The sequence below is a fragment of the Cellulomonas sp. Y8 genome (assembly GCF_008033115.1).
Classification (GTDB): domain Bacteria; phylum Actinomycetota; class Actinomycetes; order Actinomycetales; family Cellulomonadaceae; genus Cellulomonas.
Genome location: NZ_CP041203.1, coordinates 643,025 through 663,648, shown reverse-complemented (window position 1 = coordinate 663,648; position 20,624 = coordinate 643,025). Strand labels below are relative to the sequence as shown.

At 75.3% G+C, this 20,624-nt stretch carries 18 protein-coding genes; 14 read left to right on the top strand and 4 right to left on the bottom strand.

Features of this window, described 5'->3' with window-relative positions; genetic code table 11:
* The first annotated feature begins 68 nt into the window (after window positions 1-68).
* Both FKM96_RS02955 and FKM96_RS02950 read left to right on the top strand, forming a co-directional pair.
* Window positions 69-491, top strand: a complete 423-nt coding sequence (locus FKM96_RS02955) for a VOC family protein (protein WP_147793974.1) — start codon at window positions 69-71, stop codon at window positions 489-491.
* Window positions 458-2,293 carry a bacterial transcriptional activator domain-containing protein gene (locus tag FKM96_RS02950; RefSeq protein WP_168216854.1) on the top strand — a complete coding sequence of 612 codons (1,836 nt, stop codon included), beginning with the start codon at window positions 458-460 and terminating at the stop codon, window positions 2,291-2,293. The genes FKM96_RS02955 and FKM96_RS02950 overlap by 34 nt, the downstream gene beginning before the upstream one ends.
* Window positions 2,294-2,435: 142 nt before the next feature.
* On the opposite strand, the gene FKM96_RS02945 is transcribed toward FKM96_RS02950, so the two are convergent.
* Window positions 2,436-3,323 (bottom strand): hypothetical protein, encoded by an 888-nt coding sequence (locus FKM96_RS02945; protein ID WP_147793972.1) that lies wholly within the window; start codon window positions 3,321-3,323, stop codon window positions 2,436-2,438.
* A gap of 86 nt (window positions 3,324-3,409) precedes the next feature.
* A complete protein-coding gene (locus FKM96_RS02940) occupies window positions 3,410-4,789 on the bottom strand; it encodes an NYN domain-containing protein (RefSeq protein WP_147793971.1) in 1,380 nt (459 codons plus the stop codon).
* A gap of 80 nt (window positions 4,790-4,869) precedes the next feature.
* Between FKM96_RS02940 and FKM96_RS02935 the strand changes: the two genes are divergently transcribed.
* From FKM96_RS02935 to FKM96_RS02925, 3 genes are all read left to right on the top strand, one after another.
* Window positions 4,870-6,423 (top strand): PucR family transcriptional regulator ligand-binding domain-containing protein, encoded by a 1,554-nt coding sequence (locus FKM96_RS02935; protein WP_147793970.1) that lies wholly within the window; start codon window positions 4,870-4,872, stop codon window positions 6,421-6,423.
* A 123-nt stretch (window positions 6,424-6,546) separates the two neighbouring features.
* On the top strand, window positions 6,547-7,461 hold the full coding sequence (locus tag FKM96_RS02930) for a hypothetical protein (RefSeq protein ID WP_147793969.1): 915 nt from the start codon (window positions 6,547-6,549) through the stop codon (window positions 7,459-7,461).
* A 2-nt stretch (window positions 7,462-7,463) separates the two neighbouring features.
* Complete coding sequence (locus tag FKM96_RS02925; protein WP_147793968.1) at window positions 7,464-8,039, top strand: hypothetical protein; 576 nt, start codon at window positions 7,464-7,466, stop codon at window positions 8,037-8,039.
* A gap of 11 nt (window positions 8,040-8,050) precedes the next feature.
* On the opposite strand, the gene FKM96_RS20505 is transcribed toward FKM96_RS02925, so the two are convergent.
* Both FKM96_RS20505 and add read right to left on the bottom strand, forming a co-directional pair.
* Window positions 8,051-8,509, bottom strand: coding sequence for a PPC domain-containing DNA-binding protein (locus FKM96_RS20505; protein ID WP_168216853.1), 459 nt, complete (start codon window positions 8,507-8,509; stop codon window positions 8,051-8,053).
* 2 nt (window positions 8,510-8,511) lie between these two features.
* Window positions 8,512-9,531: an adenosine deaminase gene (add, locus tag FKM96_RS02915; protein ID WP_246855168.1), complete on the bottom strand. Its 1,020-nt coding sequence runs from the start codon at window positions 9,529-9,531 to the stop codon at window positions 8,512-8,514.
* 379 nt (window positions 9,532-9,910) lie between these two features.
* On the opposite strand from add, the gene FKM96_RS02910 reads away from it, so the two are divergent.
* The 9 genes from FKM96_RS02910 to FKM96_RS02870 all read left to right on the top strand — a co-directional run bounded on the left by FKM96_RS02910 (window position 9,911) and on the right by FKM96_RS02870 (window position 20,541).
* The gene (locus FKM96_RS02910; RefSeq protein WP_147793965.1) at window positions 9,911-10,981 is read left to right on the top strand and encodes an ABC transporter substrate-binding protein; all 1,071 of its coding nucleotides are present in this window, start codon (window positions 9,911-9,913) and stop codon (window positions 10,979-10,981) included.
* A 26-nt stretch (window positions 10,982-11,007) separates the two neighbouring features.
* Window positions 11,008-11,832 (top strand): ABC transporter ATP-binding protein, encoded by an 825-nt coding sequence (locus FKM96_RS02905; protein ID WP_147793964.1) that lies wholly within the window; start codon window positions 11,008-11,010, stop codon window positions 11,830-11,832.
* Window positions 11,829-12,614: an ABC transporter permease gene (locus FKM96_RS02900; protein ID WP_246855167.1), complete on the top strand. Its 786-nt coding sequence runs from the start codon at window positions 11,829-11,831 to the stop codon at window positions 12,612-12,614. The genes FKM96_RS02905 and FKM96_RS02900 overlap by 4 nt, the downstream gene beginning before the upstream one ends.
* Window positions 12,611-13,402, top strand: a complete 792-nt coding sequence (locus FKM96_RS02895; protein WP_147793963.1) for an ABC transporter permease — start codon at window positions 12,611-12,613, stop codon at window positions 13,400-13,402. Before FKM96_RS02900 ends, FKM96_RS02895 begins: the two co-directional genes overlap by 4 nt.
* Window positions 13,399-15,048, top strand: a complete 1,650-nt coding sequence (locus FKM96_RS02890) for an amidohydrolase family protein (protein ID WP_210417352.1) — start codon at window positions 13,399-13,401, stop codon at window positions 15,046-15,048. Before FKM96_RS02895 ends, FKM96_RS02890 begins: the two co-directional genes overlap by 4 nt.
* Window positions 15,045-17,537 carry an amidohydrolase family protein gene (locus tag FKM96_RS02885; protein ID WP_147793962.1) on the top strand — a complete coding sequence of 831 codons (2,493 nt, stop codon included), beginning with the start codon at window positions 15,045-15,047 and terminating at the stop codon, window positions 17,535-17,537. Before FKM96_RS02890 ends, FKM96_RS02885 begins: the two co-directional genes overlap by 4 nt.
* A 21-nt stretch (window positions 17,538-17,558) precedes the next feature.
* Window positions 17,559-18,323 (top strand): hypothetical protein, encoded by a 765-nt coding sequence (locus FKM96_RS20500; RefSeq protein ID WP_168216852.1) that lies wholly within the window; start codon window positions 17,559-17,561, stop codon window positions 18,321-18,323.
* 81 nt (window positions 18,324-18,404) lie between these two features.
* Window positions 18,405-19,598, top strand: coding sequence for an NAD(P)/FAD-dependent oxidoreductase (locus tag FKM96_RS02875; RefSeq protein ID WP_246855166.1), 1,194 nt, complete (start codon window positions 18,405-18,407; stop codon window positions 19,596-19,598).
* 136 nt (window positions 19,599-19,734) lie between these two features.
* Window positions 19,735-20,541 (top strand): PP2C family serine/threonine-protein phosphatase, encoded by an 807-nt coding sequence (locus FKM96_RS02870; protein ID WP_168216851.1) that lies wholly within the window; start codon window positions 19,735-19,737, stop codon window positions 20,539-20,541.
* The last annotated feature ends 83 nt before the right edge of the window (window positions 20,542-20,624 follow it).

Genomic DNA, 20,624 nt, shown 5'->3' with positions numbered 1-20,624 from the left:
GCGGCGAGACGACGGCGGCAGTGTGAGCCAGGTCACAGCACTGCGCAGTCCGGCAGAAGGAGCCCGCCATGCCCACGCGCCTCAACCCGTACCTCGGCTTCCGTGACACGGCGCGGGAGGCCATGGAGTTCTACCGGTCCGTGTTCGGCGGCGAGCTCACCGTCAGCACCTTCGGGGACTTCCAGGCCAGCGACGACCCGGCCGAGAAGGACAAGGTCATGCACGCCCAGCTCGAGACGCCCGGCGGCCTCGTCCTGATGGCGTCGGACACCCCGAACGCCATGTCGTACACCCCGGGGGACAACTTCTCGGTCTCGCTCAGCGGCGGCCCCGACTCGGAGGCCGAGCTGCGCGGGTACTGGGACAAGCTGTCCGACGGCGGCAACGTCGTCGAGCCCCTGGCCACGGCGCCGTGGGGCGACGCGTTCGGGATGGTGGCGGACAAGTTCGGCACGATGTGGCTCGTGAACATCGCGGGGAACGCGGGCTGACCCCGGGGGCGGTCGCCCTGCTCGGCCCGCCGGCGATCCGGCCGGCCGAGCAGGGCGCACCCGCGCGTCCGGGACCGCGCGGCAGCAAGGCGTGGCTGCTGCTCGCGTACCTGGTGCTGGCCGGCCGCGCGGTGCCGCGGAGCCGGCTGACCGGCCTGCTGGTCGGCGACGCGGACGACCCCGGGGCGGCGCTGCGGTGGAACTTGTCGCAGCTCCGCCGCGCGCTCGACGGCGTGGCGGACCTGGGCGGGGACCCGCTGGTCCTCGACCTGAGGCCGGGCACGGTCGTCGACGTCCGGGTGCTGGCGTCCGGGGCGTGGGCCGAGGCGCTCGCGCTGCCCGGGTTCGGCGGCGCGCTCCTGGAGGGGGTGACGCCGCGCGGCGGTGCGGCGCTCGAGCTCTGGCTCGCGGCGGAGCGGGAGCGGGTCGCGGGCCTGACCGCGGCGATCCTGCACGAGGCCGCGCACGCCCGGCTCGCCCGCGACGACGCCGCCGGGGCCGTCGACCTCGCGGCGCGGCTGGTCGCGGCCGAGCCGCTGGCGGAGCGCGGGCACGAGCTGTGGGCCCGCGCGCTGGTCGCGGCGGGGGACCTCGCCGGCGCCGAGCGGCGGGTGGCCGAGTGCCGGGCGCTGTTCCGGCGCGAGCTCGGGGTCGAGCCGTCGCCGAGCCTCGCCGCGGCGCTCCGCACCCCGGGGCCGGCCGCCCCCGGCACTCCCGCCGCGGTCGACGCCGCCGTGGAGGGCGGCGAGGGGGCGGCGCACGTCGGGGCGTACGAGCGCGCGATCGACCTGCTGCGCGCCGGGGTGGACGGCGCGCGGGACCTCGGCGACGACGCCCGGCTCGCGACCGCGCTGGGCGCGCTGGGCCGGGTCCTCGTGCACGGCGTCCGCGGGAGCGACGAGGAGGCGGTCGCGGTCCTGCACCAGGCGCTCGTCGCGGCGCGGCGCAGCGGGTCCGCCGACGTGGCCGCCCGGGCCGCGCTCGAGCTCGGGCACGTCGAGACGCTGCGGGGGCGGTACCCGCGCGCCGGCATGTGGTTCCGCCGGTCGCGCGAGCTGGGCGGCGACGACGCCCGGCTGCGCGCCTGGGTCGGGGTGTTCGACGGCATCGGCCGCAGCGACCAGGCCGACTACGCCGGGGCGGCCGCCGTGCTGGCGGAGGCGACCGAGGACGCGCGGTCGGCCGGTGACCTGCGGGCGGAGGCGTACGCCCTGACCGCCCTCGGCCGCCTGCGGGTGCTGCGCGACGAGCCGGGCCCGGCGCTCGCGGCGCTGGACCGCGCGTGCGCCGTCGCGCAGGACCTCGGCTGGACGTCGTTCCTCCCGTTCCCGCGGTCCCAGCGCGCCGAGGTGCTGCTCCGGGCGGGCGACCTGGCCGCCGCCGAGGCGGGGTTCGAGGGGGCGTACGCGCTGGCCTGCCAGGTCGGCGACCCGTGCTGGGAGGGCTACGCGCTGCGCGGGCGCGGCCTGCTCGCGGCGGCCCGCGGCGACGACGCCGCCGCGCTCGAGCTGCTGACGGCCGCGCCGGGCGCCTGCCGCCGGCAGCGCGACGCGCACGACTGGGTGGAGGCGCACTGCCTGGACGCGCTGTGCGGGTTCGCGGTGCCGCGCGCGGTGACGGGGGCGACGGGCTGGGTCGACGAGCTGGAGGCGTTCGCCGCGCGCCGCGGGATGCGGGAGCTCGTGGCCCGGGCGGGCCGGCACCGGGCGGCCCTCGGGCAGCCGGGGGCGGCGGAGCACGCCGCGGCCCTGGTGGCGGGGATCGACAACCCGGCCCTGGCCGCCGCACCGGCCGGGGCCTGAGCGCCTCGTGCCGGGCGTCCCGGGACGGTCGCGCTGCCGGGGGTGTCGTTCGCCGAGTTCGGTGCTTCCCGCCGAGTTCGGTGCCCCTGGCCACCGAACTCGGCCGGAGCCACCGAACTCACGGTGCCGGGCCGCGCCGGGGTCAGACGCCCGGCGCGCACGCGCCCTGGCCGAGCGCCGCGAGCCCCGCGAGGTCGCCCGCCTGGAACGTCGACACCGTCGCCACCGGGTTCATCAGCTGGGTGGGGTCGTCGACGTGGTCGAGGCCGACGAGGTGCGCGAGCTCGTGCCGCAGCACCGCCGGCCACGGTGTCGCGGTCAGCCCGGGCTGGAGCAGGTCGGTGTCGAGGTAGACCGCGCCGGACACGTGCGACGTCCGGCCGCGGGCGTCGGTCACCGACTGCGGGCCGCCGACCCCGACCACGTCGCCGGCGAGGGACGGCACGGTCGCCGCGTCGGTGAACCGGACGAGGACCGGCGCCCAGCGGTCGCCGTACCGGTCGGGGAGGAACGCGTCCCGGTCGGGGTCGGCGGGCTCCGCCACGACGCCGTCGTCCGCGAAGGTCAGACCGGTCGCCGCGGCGAGCTCCGCCGTCGCCGCCTGCACCTGCGCCGCGAAGTCCGCGGGCGCCCCGGTCGGGTCCACGACGACGTGGATCGGGCGGCACGGGGACCACGTCACCGGGACCGTGGCGCCGGTGCTGTCCTGCTGGGTCGCGAGGAACGCGAACGACGTCGCCGGTGCCGCGGGGACGACGGCGGGCGCGAGCCGCTCGTCCGCCTCCTCGACGCCCGGGCGCGGGTGGTCGCGCGCGGCCGCCGGGACGAGCGCGAGCCAGGGGGCCTCGACGCCGAGCGCGGGCAGCCACCGGGTGCCGTAGACGGCCGCGATCGTGAGCACGACCAGCCAGGGCAGCACGCTCGCGGCGCGCCGGCGCCGCCGCACGGGCAGCGGCGCCGGCGACCACGTGCGGGGGTCGGACGACGGGGCCCAGCCCGGCGGAGGTCGGTCGCGGCGACGGAACGGCACACCGTCCCATCGGCCGCCGGGGCGGGCGGGTTGAGCGGCGCCGCCGCGCCGGGCCGACGCCCCCGTCGGCGGGGCGGAGGCGGGCCTCAGTCCTCCAGGTCGTCCAGGAGACCGCCGCCGACCCAGTCGTCGATCGCGACCTCGTCGGCCTCGGTCAGCTCCATCCGCGCGCCGCGGCAGAGCCCGACGACGTTGTCCGCCCAGGCCTCCGCCACGTCGACCGCGGTGACCGTGTCGTCGAGCTCGAGCCCGACGTAGAGCACCCCCGAGATGACGGTGTTGACGGTCGACCGGCCCACGGCGGCGCCCGCCGCCTGGCAGGCGTCGCGGACCCGGCGGGCCGTGGCGGTGCGCTCGAACGGGTGCGCCCGCACGTCGTCCGCGAGGGCGGTCAGCAGGACGCGGTAGTTGTCCTTGCTGAGGCCCGGGGTGTCGGTGACGGCGACGACCTGGCGCTGCAGCGCCGACGCGTCCGTGCCCGCCGGGCCCTCGGCCGCGGCGCCCGGGAGGTCCGCCTCGCCGAACCGCTTCGGGTCCCAGACGTACCCGGGCGACGGCCGCGCGGCCACGCCCAGCTCGGGCACGGCCTCGCCCAGCCAGGGCAGGAAGCCGCCGGTGCCGGCCCAGCGGGTGCTGGGCAGCGTCGGGTCGGCCTTCTGCGCGGCCTGCGCGACGGCGCCGGTCGGCACGGGGCGGTCGGCGGACCGGACGCGCTGCAGCACGGCCCGGCGCGCCGCGAGGGAGCCGGGGGAGCCCGTCGCGGGGTTCTGCTCGTCGCGGCGCGCCCCGCCGCGGGACCCGGGGCCCGCGGGCTCGGGCGCGGCTGCGACCTCCGACGACGCCTCCGGCTCCGGCTCGGCCGCGGCGGCGGGCTGCTCGGGCGCCGGCGCCGCGTCCGCGGCCTCGGCGGCACCCCGGCCGGCCGTCACCAGCTCCGCCAGGTCGTCGGCCGTGATGACGGTGTCCGCGACGGCCCGGTACGCGCTGGCGGCCGGGCTCGCGGTGATGATCGTGACCCGGCGGTCGGCGGCGCGGCACCGCTGCACGAGCGGCGTGAAGTCGGCGTCGGCGGAGACGATGACGAACTCGTCGTACCGGGTGTCGGCATCCAGCGCGTCGACGGCGTCCAGCACGAGGTTGATGTCGGCGCTGCTCTTGCCCTGCTGGGTCAGCGACGGGCAGTCGACGACCTGGAAGCCGGCGCGCGTGAAGTTCGGGCGGAACCGGCTGAAGACCGAGGGGTTGAGGTAGCAGGCGCGCACCAGGAACCGGCGGGTGAAGTCGCCGTCCGCGTCGCTGCCGCTCTCCAGCTCGGCGAGCCAGTGGCCGGGGTCGGTCGCGAACGCCTCGGCGGCGTCCGGGTCCAGGCGGCGCAGGCCGATGTAGACGTTGTCGAAGTCGACGAACATGGCCGTGCGCAGGCGGCGCGGCGCGTCGGGGCGGCTGGGGTCGAGGGCTGACGTCACGTCGCCATCCTGCCGCGAAACCGGCCGGGCCGCCCCGCTCGTACACTGTCCCGGTGCCGAGCGGGACCAGGTGGTGAGCAGTGGACGTCCGTGACCTCCTGGCCGCACCCGATCTCGGGCTGAGCGTGGTGGCCGCCGAGCCGGACGCGCTCGACCGCCCGGTGACCGCCGCGTACATCACCGACCTGCCCGACCCGTCGCGGTTCCTGTCGACGGGTGACGTGGTGCTCACCAGCGGGCTGTGGCTCGACCGGCCGGACGGTGCGGCGACCTTCCTCGGCGCGCTGGCGCAGCAGAACGTGGCGGCGGTCGTCCTCGGGCTCATCGAGATCGGCGTGATCCCCGACGAGGTCATCGCGATCTGCCGCGCCCGCGGGCTCACGCTGCTCACGGTGTCGCCCGGGGTGTCGTTCCGCCGGATCGCCGACGAGATCGCCACCCGGCAGCCGGGCTCCGCGGCCGGGCTGGCGAACCGCACGATGCGGTTCAGCCGCCGGATCGCCGACACGGTGTCGCGCGGCGGCGGGGTCGCCGAGCTGCTGGCGCAGTTCACCGCGGAGTTCGCCGTCGGCTGCTGGGTGATCGACGAGACCGGGATGCTGCTGGCCACCGCGGGTGCCGCCCCGGACCGCGCGCAGGTCGCCGAGCAGTGGAACGCCGTCATCGCCCGGGAGCACGACAAGCGGGTGATCCTGCCCGGAGAGGGCACGGAGCACGGGCCGGCCACGATCGTCCGCACCGGCGCCCGCGACCGGTCGGGCTTCTTCGGCTGCTGGGGCGACCACCGGTCGTTCTCGGACGAGGTGGCGCTCGCGCTGGACGCGGTCGTGGGCGCGCTGCGCGTCGAGATGGAGCTCGCCGCCCGCTGGCGCGAGACCCGGGACGCGCAGGTCGCCGCGCTGATCACGGCGATCCGCGACGCCGAGGCGTCGCCGGGCGCGATCTCCGCCCGGATGCGCCTGGAGGGCATGGCCCCGTCGGACGAGACGACGATCGTCGCGGCCCGGGTCGACGACGCCCGGTTCCCGCGCGCGGCGGTGCTCGAGATGCTGCAGCGCACGCTGACGGCCCGCGGGCACCGGGTCCTGGGCTGCCGGTTCGACGACCAGGCGATCCTGCTGGTCAACGGCGTGGGCGACGACGAGCGGCCGCTCGCCGAGCACCTGGCCGAGGAGTACCTGCTGCTGCTCGACGGCCGGCAGCTGCGCGTCGGGATGAGCGACCCGGTCAGCGGGGTCAGCCGGCTGAACTCGGCGATCGCGACGGCGGTCGAGCGGGTGCAGAACGCCTCGGGCCCCGAGCCCGTGGTGGTGTCGACGTCGCTGCACGTGCAGACGCACCGCGCGCTGCTGCGGATGCTCGGCGAGAGCACCCGGTCCGGGTACGCCCGCGAGGTGCTGGCACCGCTGCTGTCCTACGACGAGCGGCACAACGCGGACCTGGTCGGCACGCTGCGTGCGTTCCTCGACGGCGGCGGCGCGTGGCAGGAGACCGCGCGGCAGCTGCACCTGCACACGAACACGCTGCGCTACCGGATCGCCCGCATCGAGGAGCTGACCAGCCGCGACATGAGCACCATGTCCGACCGCGTCGACCTGTTCCTCGCGATGACCTGCCTGGACGAGACCGAGTAGCCAGAGCCGATCGCATTACGCCGATCGGCTGAATGGGACACGGTCTACGACCAGCGCCGAGGCGCGCGCTCTAGCCTCGGTGGGCGCGGACAGCTCTCGCGCACCAATCACTCAGGGGGAGAATTGGCTCGCAAGGTAACGCGTTCGCTCACAGCCTTCAGCGTCCACGGCCACATCAATCCAGGCTCCGGCGACGAAGAACTTCTCGACTATCGCCAGTTCTTCTCCCGGATCGCGAAACTGCCGCTCGGACAATTGCGAGCCTCGGTCTCCGGAGAGACAGTTGCAGTGAGCGACATGCAGGACTCATCGGGGACTCTCGCGCTCCTTTTTGTGTCGGGGAGCGAGGACGAGTACCCGCTCCTCTTCGATCCTGTTACTTCCGTGGCATCCGTCGTTGATCCTGGCGCCGGTCGTTTCATGGTGAACGGAGTTTGGGGTTTCTTTGATTACGGCTCCCGCTTCCTCGTGGTCGAGCGGAAGCGGCCTGGCGTGCCCGTTTCGAAAATTGAGCGACTTCTTACTGCGATCGGCCGAGAAAGGCTCGGTCTAGACGAGCTCGTTATCAGCCTGAATCCCGTTCCTGCTGCGTCTTTCGTGCGCGAGATTGAGCGATTCGCGCGAATCCGAGAAGCGTCGATCACCATGCGGCGGCCCAACAAGAGTTGGACGGCGAGCGCGATCAATCTTCTGGCTCAGGCCGGTGATTCAAACGCGGCGCAGGTCCAGGTGCAGCTGAATGCGGATCGCGGTCAGAGTCTCGCCAAAGACGAGGGGATTGTCCAGGACGTCAAGGAAGTTGCCGAGAACCCTGTCGGTCCGCTCAGGAATGCCACCGTCAAGGGTTCGATGCCAGACTACGACGGCGAGCGTTCAGTGAGCCTCTCTAGTCATATAATGCGAGCGACCGCCCAAGTCGATGCGTCAAGTCCGCTAGAGCAGCAAGTGGTCGCGCTCGCTGCTGGTGCGAGGCGGTTGGTGGCTCGCATCCGTGCGATGGGCCGGGAGAGCGCAGAGACGGGTGACGCTGAGGAGTGACGATGGGCGACTCGCCCGAGCTTGCCGTCGCGGAGAGAGACCTGAGATTTGTGCGCGGCCAGGTTTGGCCTCGGCGTCGCGAGATAATCGCTCACCCTGCCTTCGGGCTCGCGGGGGCTTCCGCGGTGGTGGTCGCGCTCGCGGTGGATCACCTGCCAGTAGGCGGGATGCGGATTAACGAGCTCGCCGACATAGGGTTCACTTTTGCGGCAATCGCGTTTGGTGCCTGTGTCTCAGCTACTGTACTGTCAATCGGCCTACCGGGGGCTCGCCGTGCACGGCTATGGTCGCGCGCGGCAGGGTCAGTCCCGGGAAAGAGTGCACTGTCGGACCTCATCTTTGTGCTGGCCTGGGCGTCGGTGTGCCAGTTCGTCCTTATTGTGACCTGCTCGCTCGCCGTAGCGTTTGGAGGCGATATCGATGTAGCGCCCGCGGGCATGTTGACCTCCCACAGGGTCGCGCTAGCGCTCGGCCTATTCTCGGCCTTTTACGCGTTCGCTGAGTTATTGATCGTGATTCTCACGCTCAGTCAGATCGCTGTAGTGATTATCGCTGAGGAACAGCGCGATCCGGGTTGAGAACCGCTCGGTCAGGCGAAGTGCATCGTCGGGATGCCGTACGCGCGCGGGTCCGGCACGCGCAGCAGCGCCGGCGCGACGACCTCCTCGACGAGCACTTCGACCGTGTAGTGCGTCTCGGCGCTCAGCACGTGCCCGGCGAAGCCCGCCGCGGCGGCGTTCTTCACGCCCACGGCCAGGTGCAGGTGCGGCGTGGGGGTGCCGGTCTCCGCGTCCCACAGGATCGTGCCGCTGCCGATGCCCTCGGTGTAGGTCACGGTGACCTCGTGGGGGAGCGGCGGCTCCTGGTCGTCGACCGGCACGTCGGCCGCGATGAACCGCGCGGTGCGGAACGCCCCGGAGAACACGGGGACGAAGCCCTGCCGGATGCCGTGGTCCCGGCACGCCTCCGTCAGCGCCGCCAGCACCTCGTCGCCCGGCTCCAGCACGACCGCCACGCGCCGGCCGGTGGTCACCTCGGTGCTCCGCACGCTCAGACCTCCGCCGGGTCGAGGGCGAGCGCGGGCACGGCGGCGCCGACCCGCTCCGCGTGCGCGCGGATCTCGGCGAGGAGCGCGGCCTTGCCGGCGTCGGGCAGGAACGACGACGCGACCGCGTTCGCGGCGAGCACGCCGACCTGGTCCTCGGTGACGGTCCCGGCGGCGACCAGCGCGCGCACGTTGTCGTCCAGGTACCCGCCGAAGTAGGCGGGGTCGTCCGAGTGCACCGACGCGCGCAGGCCCTCGTCGAGCATGACCGCGATCGGGTGGTCCGCGAGGTCGGGCCCGGCGGTGCGCAGCGCGAGGTTGGACAGCGGGCACACGGTCAGCGGGGTGCGGGTGGCGCGCAGGTGGGCGACGAGCTCGACGTCCTCCAGCGCGCGGTTGCCGTGGTCGATCCGCTCGGCGCCCAGGATGTCCAGGGCCTCCCACACGTAGTCCGGGCCGCCCTCCTCGCCGGCGTGCGCGACGCGGCGCAGGCCCTCGGCGGCGGCGCGCTCGAACACGTCGCGGAACAGCGACGGCGGGAAGCCGACCTCGCTGGAGTCCAGGCCGACCGCGAGCAGCAGCGACCGGTGGGGGAGCACGGCCTCGAGCGTCGCCATCGCCGCCTCGGGACCGAGGTGCCGCAGGAAGCAGACGATCAGCCCGCCGGACATGCCGTGGACCGCGCGGGCGTCGGCGAGCGCCGCGGACAGCCCCAGCAGCACGTCCTCGACCGGGACGCCGCGCTCGGTGTGCGACTGCGGGTCGACGAAGATCTCGGCGTGCCGGACGCCGGCCGCGGCCGCCCGGGCCAGGTACCGGGCCCCGAGGTCCTGGAAGTCCTGCCGCGTGCGCAGCACGTCGAGGTTCGCGTAGTAGACGTCGAGGAACTCCTGCAGGTCGCGGAACGGCGCGCCCCGCCCGGCGCCCGCGGGGACGGGCAGCCCGTTGCGGTCCGCCAGCGCGCGGATGAGGTCGGCGTCCAGCGTGCCCTCGATGTGCACGTGCAGTTCAGCCGTCGGCCACACGTCCTGCTCCCGGTCGTTCGTCGTTCGTCGGTCGTCGCGGAGGTGTCGTCCACGCTTGCCGGGAAGCCAACCACAGGGCCGTGGCCTGCGGCCTCGTGCGATCCACCAACGACCGGCGGCGGTCCTGCGGCGAGGGGCTGGTCGATCCGCCGGGTGCGTGGCCGTACGCCCTCGTCGTGTGACGCGCACGTGACGCGCTCGGTGGGTCGCACAACGGACCGCACCGCCGGGGCGGGTCGAGTTCGGAGGATCCCACATGGCGACGGCCGAGCCCGGGCCTGTCGAATGGGTGCAGTCGCCGGGTCGCCCGGCGCGACCCTCCCCCTGGCACCGCGGCCGCCCGTAGCCGCGGGCGCCGCACGACGTGATCGAGGTTGACGTGACCCGCTCCTTCACCGCGCGCCCCCGGCGCCGGATCGCCGGCCTGGCCGCCGCCGTGGCCGCCGCCGGCCTCCTGCTCTCCGCCTGCTCCTCGGACGACACCGCCGGCTCGTCCGACGACGCGTCCGGTGCCGCCGAGTCGTTCGACGCGGTGAGCGTCCAGCTGTCCTGGCTGAAGAACCAGCAGTTCGCGGGCGAGTACCTCGCGGTGGAGGACGGCCTGTACACGGACGCCGGGTTCGCGGACGTCACGCTGACCGCGGGCGGTTCGTCGGCGACCTCCGCCGAGGCGGCCGTCGCCTCCGGCCAGGCCTTCGTCGGCCTGTCCTCCCCGCTGATCACCGCCCCGGCGATCCAGAGCGGCGCCGCCCTGAAGATCGTCGGCGCCACGTACCAGCAGAACCCGTTCGCGCTGGTGTCGGCGACCTCCGCGCCGATCGAGGGCCCGGACGACCTGGCCGGCAAGACGATCGCGGTCTCCGACTCGAACACCCTGGTGTGGAACGCGTTCCTCGCCGCCAACGAGATCGACGCCTCCGAGGTCACGACGGTGCCGCTGTCCGACACGTCGATGCTCACCACCGGCCAGGTGGACGGCTTCATCGGCTACACCACGACCGGCGCCGCCGCGCTGACCGCGGCGGGCTTCGACGCCACCGAGTTCCTGCTCGCCGAGAACGGCCTGCCGATGGTGGGCGAGGTGCTGGTGACCTCCCAGGAGGCCATCGACGAGCGTCCCGAGGAGGTCAAGGCGTTCCTGCTCGCCACGGCCGAGGGCTGGCGCGCGGCGCTGGACGACCCGGAGCGCGCCGTCGACCTCACCGTGAACACGTACGGCAAGGAGCAGCAGTACGACGCCGACGCGATCACGCTGTCGTTCGACCGCCAGGCGACGCTGATCGAGTCGGACGAGACCGCGACGAACGGCCTGCTCACCGTCAGCGACGAGCTGCAGGAGGGCACCATCGCCTCCCTCGGCTACGCCGGCGTCGACATCACGGCCGACGAGCTGTTCGACCTGTCGCTCCTCGACGAGGTCTACGCCGAGAACCCGGACCTGCTCTCGTGACCGACCCCCGGTCCACGCCCGCCCCCGTGCTGCCGACCCCCTCGGCCGCGGGGGCGGGCGTGCCCACGTCCCCGGCCCCGGGCATCGAGATCACCGGCCTGGGCAAGGAGTTCCGCTCCGGCCGCCGGTCGGTGACCGCGCTGGAGGACGTGAGCCTGTCCACCCCGCGCGGCTCGTTCCTGTCGCTGCTCGGGCCGTCCGGGTGCGGCAAGTCGACGATCCTGCGCATCCTCGCCGGGCTCGAGACGCCGACGTCGGGCACGGTCGCCGTGAACGGCACGCCCGTCGCGACCGGCAAGCGCGCCGACGGCATGGGCATCGCGTTCCAGGACCCGGCCCTGCTGCCGTGGCGCTCGGTGCAGAAGAACATCCGGCTCCCGCTGGAGATCCAGAAGCGGAAGGACGACGGGATCGTCGACGAGCTGATCGAGCTCGTCGGCCTCACGGGCTTCGAGAAGGCCCGCCCGGCGCACCTGTCCGGCGGCATGCGGCAGCGCGCGTCCATCGCCCGGGCCCTCGCGGTGCGGCCGGACTTCCTGCTGCTGGACGAGCCGTTCGGCGCCCTCGACGACATGACCCGGCAGCGGCTGAACTTCGAGCTGCAGCGGATCTGGACCGAGCGCTCCGCGACCACCCTGATGGTCACGCACGGCATCGCCGAGGCGGCCCTGCTGTCCGACTACGTCGCCGTGATGTCGGCGCGCCCGGGCCGGATCGTCGAGGTCGTCGAGATCCCGTTCGAGCGCCCGCGCACGCCGGAGATGATGCGGACCCCGGAGTTCCACGAGGTGGTCGACCACCTGTCCGGGCTGCTGTTCTCCCCGGGATCCGTCGGCAAGGGCGACGAGTGAGCGTCGCCCTCGCGCGGTTCCGCGGCGCCCTGGCCCGCCCGTGGGTCGGCGGCACCGTCGGCATCGTGCTGCTGATCGCCCTGTGGTGGGCGATGACCGCAGGCCTGGAGAACAGCACGTCGTTCCCGTCCCCGGTCGACGTGGCCCGCTCCGCGGTCGCGGACGGCTGGCCGTTCTACGAGGCCAACGTCGTCCCGACCCTGACGCGCGCCGCGCAGGGCTACCTGTGGGGCAACCTCGCCGGCCTCGCGCTGGCGGCGGTCGTGCTGGTGGTGCCGCGGCTGGAGGACGTGATCACCCAGATCGGCGTCATCTCGGCCTGCCTGCCCGTCACCGCGATCGGCCCGATCGTCATGGTCATCTTCGGCGGCCGCGCCTCGGCGATCTTCCTCGGCGCGCTGCTCGTCTTCTTCACGACGCTCGTCGGCGCCATCCTCGGGATGCGCTCGGCGAGCCGCAGCTCGCTGGACCTCGTCGCCGCGTACGGCGGCGGCCGGTGGACGCAGATCCGCAAGGTCCAGCTCATGTCGGCGCTGCCGGCGATCGTCACCGCCCTGCAGGTGGCGGTCCCGGCAGCGCTGCTCGGCGCCGTCGTCGGGGAGTACCTCGGCGGCATCGACGCGGGCATCGGCGTGGCGCTCAACGCGGCGCAGCGCCAGATCCAGCCCGACCGCGTGTGGGCGCTGAGCATCCTGGCCGGTCTGATCGCGCTCGGCGGCTACGCGCTCGTCGGCCTGGTCGGGCGGGTCCTCACCCCCTGGGCGAAGGAGAAGCGCGGATGAGCGGCGGGACGGGGCGGTTCGTCGCCCGCCGGGTCGGCACCCTCGCGGCGGCCGTGGTCGTGGCCCTCGCCCTGTGGGTGGCGGTGCTCGAGGTGTTCGACGTCAGCCCGCTCATCGGCAAGCGCCCCTGGGACGTGTTCGACTACGTCGTCACCGCCGAGGGCGCCGCCGACCACCGCGCGACCATCGCCGCGGACCTCGCGGTCACGGTCCGGGACGCCGGCATCGGGTACGTCGTCGGCCTCGCCGCAGCGTTCCTGCTCGCCGTGGTGTTCTGCGTGTCGCCGGTGCTGGAGCGGATCGTCATGCCGACCGCGATGGTGCTGCGGTCGATCCCGCTCGTCGTGCTGACGCCGCTGATCACGCTGATCTTCGGCATCGGCCAGGCGGGCGTGACGGCGATCGTCATCCTCGTGGTGTTCCTGCCCGCGCTGGCGAACATCCTGTACGGCCTGCGGAGCGTGTCCGGGGAGCACCGGGACCTGGTGCTCGCGTACGGCGGCTCGTCGTGGACGGTGCTGCGCAAGGTCGCCCTGCCCGCGGCCGTGCCGTCGACGCTGGCCTCCGCGCGGATCGCCGTCCCGTCCGCCGTCACCGGCGCGATGATCGCCGAGTGGCTGTCCACCGGCCAGGGCCTGGGCGGCGCGATCTCCAAGGCCGCGGGCTCGTTCGGCTACGACGCGATGTGGGCCTCGGCGATCACGGTCGCCGCGGTGACGATGCTGGCGTACGCGGTGCTGAGCATCGTGGACACGCTGGTGCAGGAGCGGATCGGGCAGCTGTCGTGACCAGTGCCGGGGCCCGCGCGGGTGCCGTGACGCTCGTCCTGCGCGGCGGGACCGTCGTCGACGGCACCGGCGCCGCCCCCGTGGTGGCGGACGTCCTCGTGGCCGGCGACCGGGTCGCGGCGGTCGGCCCGGGCCTGGCCGCCTCGGCGCCCGCCGGCGCGCGGGTGGTCGACGCCGCGGGCCTGGTCGTCGCGCCCGGGTTCATCGACGCGCACACCCACTCGGACGTCGTGCCGTTCATGGCCGAAGCCCAGCCGTTCAAGGTGCTCCAGGGCGTCACCACGGAGGTGGTCGGCAACTGCGGCAACTCGGCGGCCCCGCTGGTCGACGACCGCGCGGTGGAGCTGCACCGGCCGATCTCGTCGACCGTGGCCGCCGGGGTGTCCTCCTGGCCGCGCACGTTCGCCGGTTACCTGGAGGCCGTCGAGGAGCACGGCCCGACGACGCACGTCGCGTCGCTGGTCGGGCACCACACGCTGCGGATCAGCGCGAACGGCATGGCCGAGGCGCTCGCGCCGGGCGCGCTGGACCGGATGGTGGAGCTCGCGGACCAGGCGTTCGCCGACGGCGCTTTCGGGTTGTCGACCGGCCTGATCTACGCGCCGGGCGTGTACGCGGACACCGACGAGGTCGCCGCCCTCGCCGCGGTCGCCGCCCGCTGGGGCCGGCCGTACGCCACGCACATGCGCGACGAGGGCGACGGCCTGGTGGACTCGCTCGCCGAGACGTTCGACGTCGCCCGGCGCACCGGCGTCCGGGTGCAGGTCTCGCACTGCAAGGCCGCCGGCCGGCGGAACCACGGGCGCGCCGGCGAGCTGCTCGCGGCGCTCCGGACCGCGCGGGCCCAGGGGGTCGACGCGCACGGCGACGCGTACCCGTACACGACGGGGGAGAGCTTCCTCACCGCGCTGCTCCCGGCCGAGGCGCAGGTCGGCGGGCGCGCCGAGCTCGTGCGCCGGTTGTCCGACCCGGCCACCCGCGCCGCCCTGCTCGAGCGTGCCCAGGCCGGCGGCCCGGGCTCCGGGTCCTGGACCCAGACGACCCCCGCGGGCGTGCTGCTGTCGATGCACACCGACGCGGGCCTGCTCGGCCGGAGCGTCGCCGACGTCGCCGCCGAGCGCGGCCTCGACGCCTGGGACGCGCTGTGCGACCTTGTGCTCGCCGACCCCGGCGCGATGATGGTCTACGAGCTCATGGCCGAGGACGACGTGCGCGCGATCCTCGCCGACCCGCTCATCGCCATCGGATCGGACAACTCCGTGCCCGTCGGCAACGCGCACCAGCGCGGCTGGGGCTGCTTCCCGACGGTGCTCGGCCGGTACGTCCGGGACCTCGGCGTCCTCGACCTCGCGGAGGCGGTCCGGAAGATGACCTCGCTGACCGCCGACGCGCTCGGGCTGCCCGACCGCGGCCGGCTCGTGCCGGGCGCGATCGCGGACGTGGCCGTCTTCGACCCCGCCACCGTGGGGCACCCCGGGACGCCGCAACGGCCGTGGGAGCGCCCGACGGGCGTCGTGTGCACCGTGCTCGCCGGGACCGTGGTCGTCGACGGCGGGGAGTTCACCGGGGCGCGCGCCGGGCGGGTGCTGCGGGCGGGCCGGCCCGAGCCGGTCGGCCGCACGGGCGGGGCGGGGGTCGACGCGTGAGCGGCCGGCACGCCGCCGGCCCGGCGACCGCCGCCGCGGCCGCCGCGGACCTCGAGCTGCCCGCCATGCTGCTGCGCGACGACGCGATCGAGCACAACGTCCGGGTGATGGCCGACTGGTGCCGCGCCGCGGGCGTGCAGCTCGCCCCGCACGCCAAGACGCACATGTCCCGCGACCTGGTCCGCCGGCAGACCGCCGCGGGGGCGTGGGGCTTCACCGCCGCGACGCCCGCGCAGGTGCGCACGCTCGCCGGCTGGGGCGTCGGCCGCGTGCTGCACGCGAACGTCCTGGTCGACCGCGGGTCGATCGCCTGGGTCGCCGAGCACCTGCTCGCCGCCGGCTCCGCGACCGAGTACCTCTGCTACGTCGACAGCGACGCGGGCCTGGACCTGCTGCTGACCGAGCTCGACCGGCTCCGGCCCGACCGGCCGCTGCCGCTGCTGCTGGAGCTCGGGTTCCGCGGCGGCCGCACGGGCGTGCGGGACGACGTCGCCGCGCTGGCGCTGGCCGGCCGGGTGGCGGGCGCCGAGCGCGTCCGGCTCGCGGGCGTCTCCGCGTTCGAGGGCCTGATGCCGGTCGGCGACGACCCCGGTGCCCCGCCCGGGGCCGCCGACCTGCTGGCGCGGGTCCGGGCGCTGGTCACCGCGATCACCGAGGCCGGCCTGGTCGCGGGTGTGCCCGTGGTCACGGCCGGCGGCTCCTCGTACTTCGACCTGGTCGCGCGCGAGCTCGGCCCGGCGATGTGGGACCGGCCGGTCACGACCGTGCTGCGGTCCGGCTGCTACGTGACGCACGACCACGGCGTCTACCGGCGCACGTCGCCGCTCGGCGCCGACCGGGGGTCCGCGACCCTGCGGCCCGCGTTCGAGCTGCGCGCGGCCGTGCTGTCGGCCCCGGAGGACGGGCTGGTGATCGCCGGGTTCGGGCGCCGCGAGGCGCCGACCGACGACCGGCTGCCCGTGGTGCTGGGGGTCGCGGGGGACGCGGCCGACGCGCCCGACGCGCCCGACGTCGCCGAGTGGCAGGTCACCGGCGTCAACGACCACCACGCCTTCCTCCGCGTCCCGCCGGGCACCCGCGTCGCCCCGGGTACCGTGCTCCGGCTGGGGATCAGCCACCCCTGCGGCGCGTTCGACCGGTGGCGGCACCTCCCGCTGGTCGACGTCGAGGACCGCGTCGTCGGCGAGATCACGCCCCCGCCTCTAGGGCGCCCGCGCGCCCGCCCGCCCGCCCCCCCGCCGGGGACCACCCCGGCCCGCACCACCCGCGAAGGACCCGCCATGACCGACAGCACCCACGAGAACGTCCTCGACGGCCTCCCGCTCTGGGACGGCGAGCGCGAGGTCGGCCCGGCCCGGCTGACCTGGTCCGGCGACGAGATCCTCGCGGTGGAGGAGGCACCGGCCCGGCACGCGGACCTCAGCGTGGTCCCGGGGCTCGTGGACACGCACGTGCACCTCGGCTACCCGGCGGGCGCGCCCGCGAAGGACCCGTCGGCGTGGCCGATCCTCACCCCGCCGGAGGAGCGGTCGCTGCACGTCGCCGCGAACGCGCTGCGCTGCGCCCGCGCGGGTGTCACCACGCTGCGCGACCTGGCCGCGGACTCGATCCAGCTCGCCGTGGGCCGCGCGTTCGACGCGGGCGTCCTGACGGGACCGCGCCTGCTGTCGCACGGCCAGGTCGGCATGACCGCCGGCCACGGCGACCTGTTCGTGCCGCCGCACTACCCGCACCGGCCGCCGACCGCCGACAGCCCCGACGAGTGCCGCAAGCTGGTCCGCGTGTGGGCCCGGTCCGGCGCCGCGGGCGTGAAGATCTACACCTCCGGCGGCGTGCTCTCGATGGGGGACAAGGTCGGCTGGCGCAACCAGACCACCGAGGAGATCCGCACCACGGTGGACGAGGCGCACGCCCTCGGCCTGCTGGTCGCCGCGCACACGCACTCGGTGGAAGGGCTCGACATCGCGCTCGCCGAGGGCGTCGACTCGATCGAGCACGGCACCGCGATCGCCGAGCACCACCTCGCCGCGCTGGTCGAGCGGGACCTGCCGGTCGCGCCGACGCTGCTGATCAACGACATCATCGCGGAGGCCCGCCGGCCGGTGTCCGCGGAGGCGCAGGCCAAGGCCCGCGACGTCGTCGCGCTGCGGGACGCCGGATTCGCCCGCGCCGCGGAGGCGGGGGTGCGGTTCGTGCTCGGCACGGACGCCTCGGGGCAGTTCGTCGGCTTCGGGGACCAGATGGAGGAGGTGCGCACGATGGCGGCGATGTTCGGCTGGACGCCCGCGCGGGCGCTCGCCGCCGCCACCTCGGACGCGGCCGACGCGATCCGGCTGGGGTCGGTCACGGGCCGGCTCCGCCCGGGGCTCGGCAGCGACTTCGTCGTGCTGCGCGGTCGCCCGTGGGAGGACGTCGACGCGCTGCGGGTGGAGAACATCGTGGCCGTCGTGTCGCGCGGGCGGGTCGTCGCCGGCGCGCTGCCGGCCTGAGCCGCGGGCAGGATGGCGGGCATGCCGATCCGACCCGGCGCCCGCGTGCGCGCCGTCGCCCTCGTCGCCCTGCCGCTCCTGCTGCTCGCGGGGTGCGGGACGTCGGACGGGCCGGAGCCCGACCCGGAGGCCGCCACGTCGGCGGCGCCCGCCCCGAGCGCGACCTCGACGCCCGCGCCCAGCCCGACGCCGACCGCCGGGCCCGCGCGCCCGCTGCTCAACGCCGGCACCGTGGCGGAGGGCGCGCCGGCCTCCGTCTCGGGCGAGGGGCCGGCGCGCATCGCCGTCGTCCGGGCCGGCGACTTCGGCGTCGTGGCGCAGCTCGACTGCGGCGCCTGCACCGGCGACGTCGTGCTCACCTCCGACGGCCGCATGTCGCCCTGGGGCGCGGGCCCGGCGCCGCTCACCGGGACGTACCTCGTTGACGTGCTCGAGGGCACGGACGCCAAGCAGGGCTTCCTGCTGGACGCGGTCGGCCCCTGGACGCTCACGTTCTCCAGCTGGGACGAGCTGCCGGTGCTGACCGGGCCGCAGCAGGGGGCCGGCGCCGCGGTGCTGCTGCTCGGCGACACCGCGAGCGGCGCCCGGATCGACTACACCCCGGCGGGGCCGGACGACTCGCTGCTGGCCCGGGTCGTGTCGGCGGTCGACGTCGACCCCGCCACCGGCCCGGCGTCGCTGGTGCTCGGCGGGGACGAGGCGCTGAGCGAGACGGCGGACGTGGCGCTGCCCGGCGTCGTGGCGCTGAGCACCAACGGGACCTGGACGGTCACGCCGCTGCCGTGAGGCCCGGGCGCGCCCGGGGGTGGCGTCCTGCGACCGGCCGCGCCAGGCTGGGCCGCGAGGACGCGACCTTCGGGAGGCACGGTGCGGGACAGCTACGACTACGTCGTCGTCGGGGCCGGGATGGCGGGCGACGCCGCGGCGCACGGGATCCGCGAGGTCGACCCGGACGGGACGGTCCTTGTGATCGGCCGCGAGCCGACCGCGCCTGTCACCCGGCCCGCCCTGACCAAGAAGCTCTGGACGGACCCGGAGTTCGCGCTCGACCAGGTGTGGCTGCCGACCGCGGAGGAGACGGGCGCGGAGCTGCTGCTCGGCGAGGCGGTGGTCGCCGTCGACACCGCGGCGCGCACCGTGACGACGGACGCGGACGTCACGGTCGGCTACGGCGCGCTCCTGCTCGCGACCAGCGGGCACCCGCGCCGGCTGCCGGGCGTCGAGGACTCCGGCCGCGTCATCTACTTCCGCACCGTGCGCGACTACGAGCGGCTGCGCGACCTCGCCGGCGGCGGCCGGCACGTCGTCGTGGTCGGCGGCGGCTACATCGGCACCGAGCTCGCCGCGGCCCTGGTGCAGAACGACACCCGGGTCACCCTGGTGTTCACCCAGGACGTGCTGACGGGATCGACGTTCCCGGCCGCGCTGGCGCGGAAGGTCGAGCGCCGGTACGCCGACGCGGGCGTGACGCTGTTGCGCGGCGCGAAGGTCTCCTCGACGGAGTCCGGGCCGGACGGGGTGGTCGTCACCCTGGACGACGGGCGGACGCTGGAGGCGGACGGCGTGGTCGTCGGCGCCGGCCTCGAGATCGAGACCGACCTCGCGCGCGCCGCGGGCCTGGAGGTCGACGACGGCGTGGTGGTGGACGACCGGCTGCGGACGTCCGACCCGCACGTGTGGGCCGCCGGCGACGTCGCGCAGTACCCGGACCGCCTGCTGGGCCGCCGCCGCGTCGAGCACGTCGACAACGCCACCACGATGGGCCGGCAGGCGGGCCGCAACCTGGCGGGCGCCGACGAGCCGTACGACCACACCCCGTTCTTCTACTCCGACCTGTTCGAGCTCGGCTACGAGGCGGTCGGCCGGCTGGACGCGTCGCTCGAGACCGTCGAGGACTGGCACGGCGACGACCTCGGCGCGGGCGTCGTCTACTACCTCGACGGCGGCCGGGTGGTGGGCGTGCTGCTGTGGGACGTGTGGGACGCGACCGACCGCGCGCGCGAGGTGATCGCGGGGCAGACCGACGTCCGGCCGGAGGCGCTGCGCGGGCTGATCGGCTGACGCCGGCGCGCCCGCGGGGTGCTGCCACCCGGGCGGCGCGGCCGGGAGCTGCGTCCGGCCGCACCCGGCTGCGCACGTGCGCCCGGACGTGGCATCGTGGGGTCACGAGGTGCCCGATCCCCCTGGAGGTGCCGCAGTGCCGCTCACCCTCGACGCCGCCCTGCGTTCGGTCGCGGGCGAGCACCGGCCGCACAACGAGGACTCGGCCGGCTGCGCGCCGGGGTACGCGTTCGTCGCGGACGGGGTCGGCGGGCACGCGGGCGGCGACGTCGCGTCCTGGACCGTCGCGCACCGGCTCATGGCGGCGCTGGCGGCCTCGGACGCGGACCGGTTCACCGCCGAGGACCTGCGCGCCGCGGTGGCGACCGCGAACGCCGACCTCGCGGAGCGGGTGCGCGCGGACCCGTCGCTGGAGGGCATGGCGACGACGTTCACCGGCGTGTTCTGCGCGGACGAGGCCGTGCGCGTGATGCACATCGGCGACTCGCGCGCGTACCTGTGGCGCGACGGCGAGGGGCGCCGGGTGACGCGGGACGACTCGCTGGTGCAGCTGCTCGTCGAGGCCGGGGTCATCGACGCCTCCGAGGCGGCGCACCACCCTCGGCGCAACGTGATCCTGCATTGCCTGGCCGGCGACGCCGAGGACGCCGCGCACGTCACGGTGCTCGAGGTCGACGCGCGGCCGGGGGACCGGTGGCTGATGTCCACCGACGGGCTGACGGACTACGTGCCGGAGGAGCGGGTGCTGGCGCTGCTCGGCACCCCGGGCGGGCCCGAGGCCGTGGCGGAGGCGCTCGTTGGCGAGGCCCTGGACGCCGACGCGTGGGACAACGTCACGGTCGTGGTGGCGGACGTGGTGGCTGCGGGGGAGGCGCGGGCGGACGGGCGGGCGCGCCTGGCCGGGGCCGCCGCGGACGACCGGCTGCCGGCCGCCGCGGGCTGACCGCCGTCTGCTCCCGGCAGACGGTGTCTGCCCTGGGCAGACCCGGGGCCGTCGGGGGCGTGCGCGGTGCGAGCGTGCGGGGA

Coding starts and splice junctions, on each gene's coding strand:
- FKM96_RS20500 (WP_168216852.1), top strand. CDS start 17,559: ATGCCGATCCGACCCGGCGCCCGCGTGCGCGCCGTCGCCCTCGTCGCC.
- FKM96_RS02895 (WP_147793963.1), top strand. CDS start 12,611: ATGAGCGGCGGGACGGGGCGGTTCGTCGCCCGCCGGGTCGGCACCCTC.
- FKM96_RS02955 (WP_147793974.1), top strand. CDS start 69: ATGCCCACGCGCCTCAACCCGTACCTCGGCTTCCGTGACACGGCGCGG.
- FKM96_RS02925 (WP_147793968.1), top strand. CDS start 7,464: ATGGGCGACTCGCCCGAGCTTGCCGTCGCGGAGAGAGACCTGAGATTT.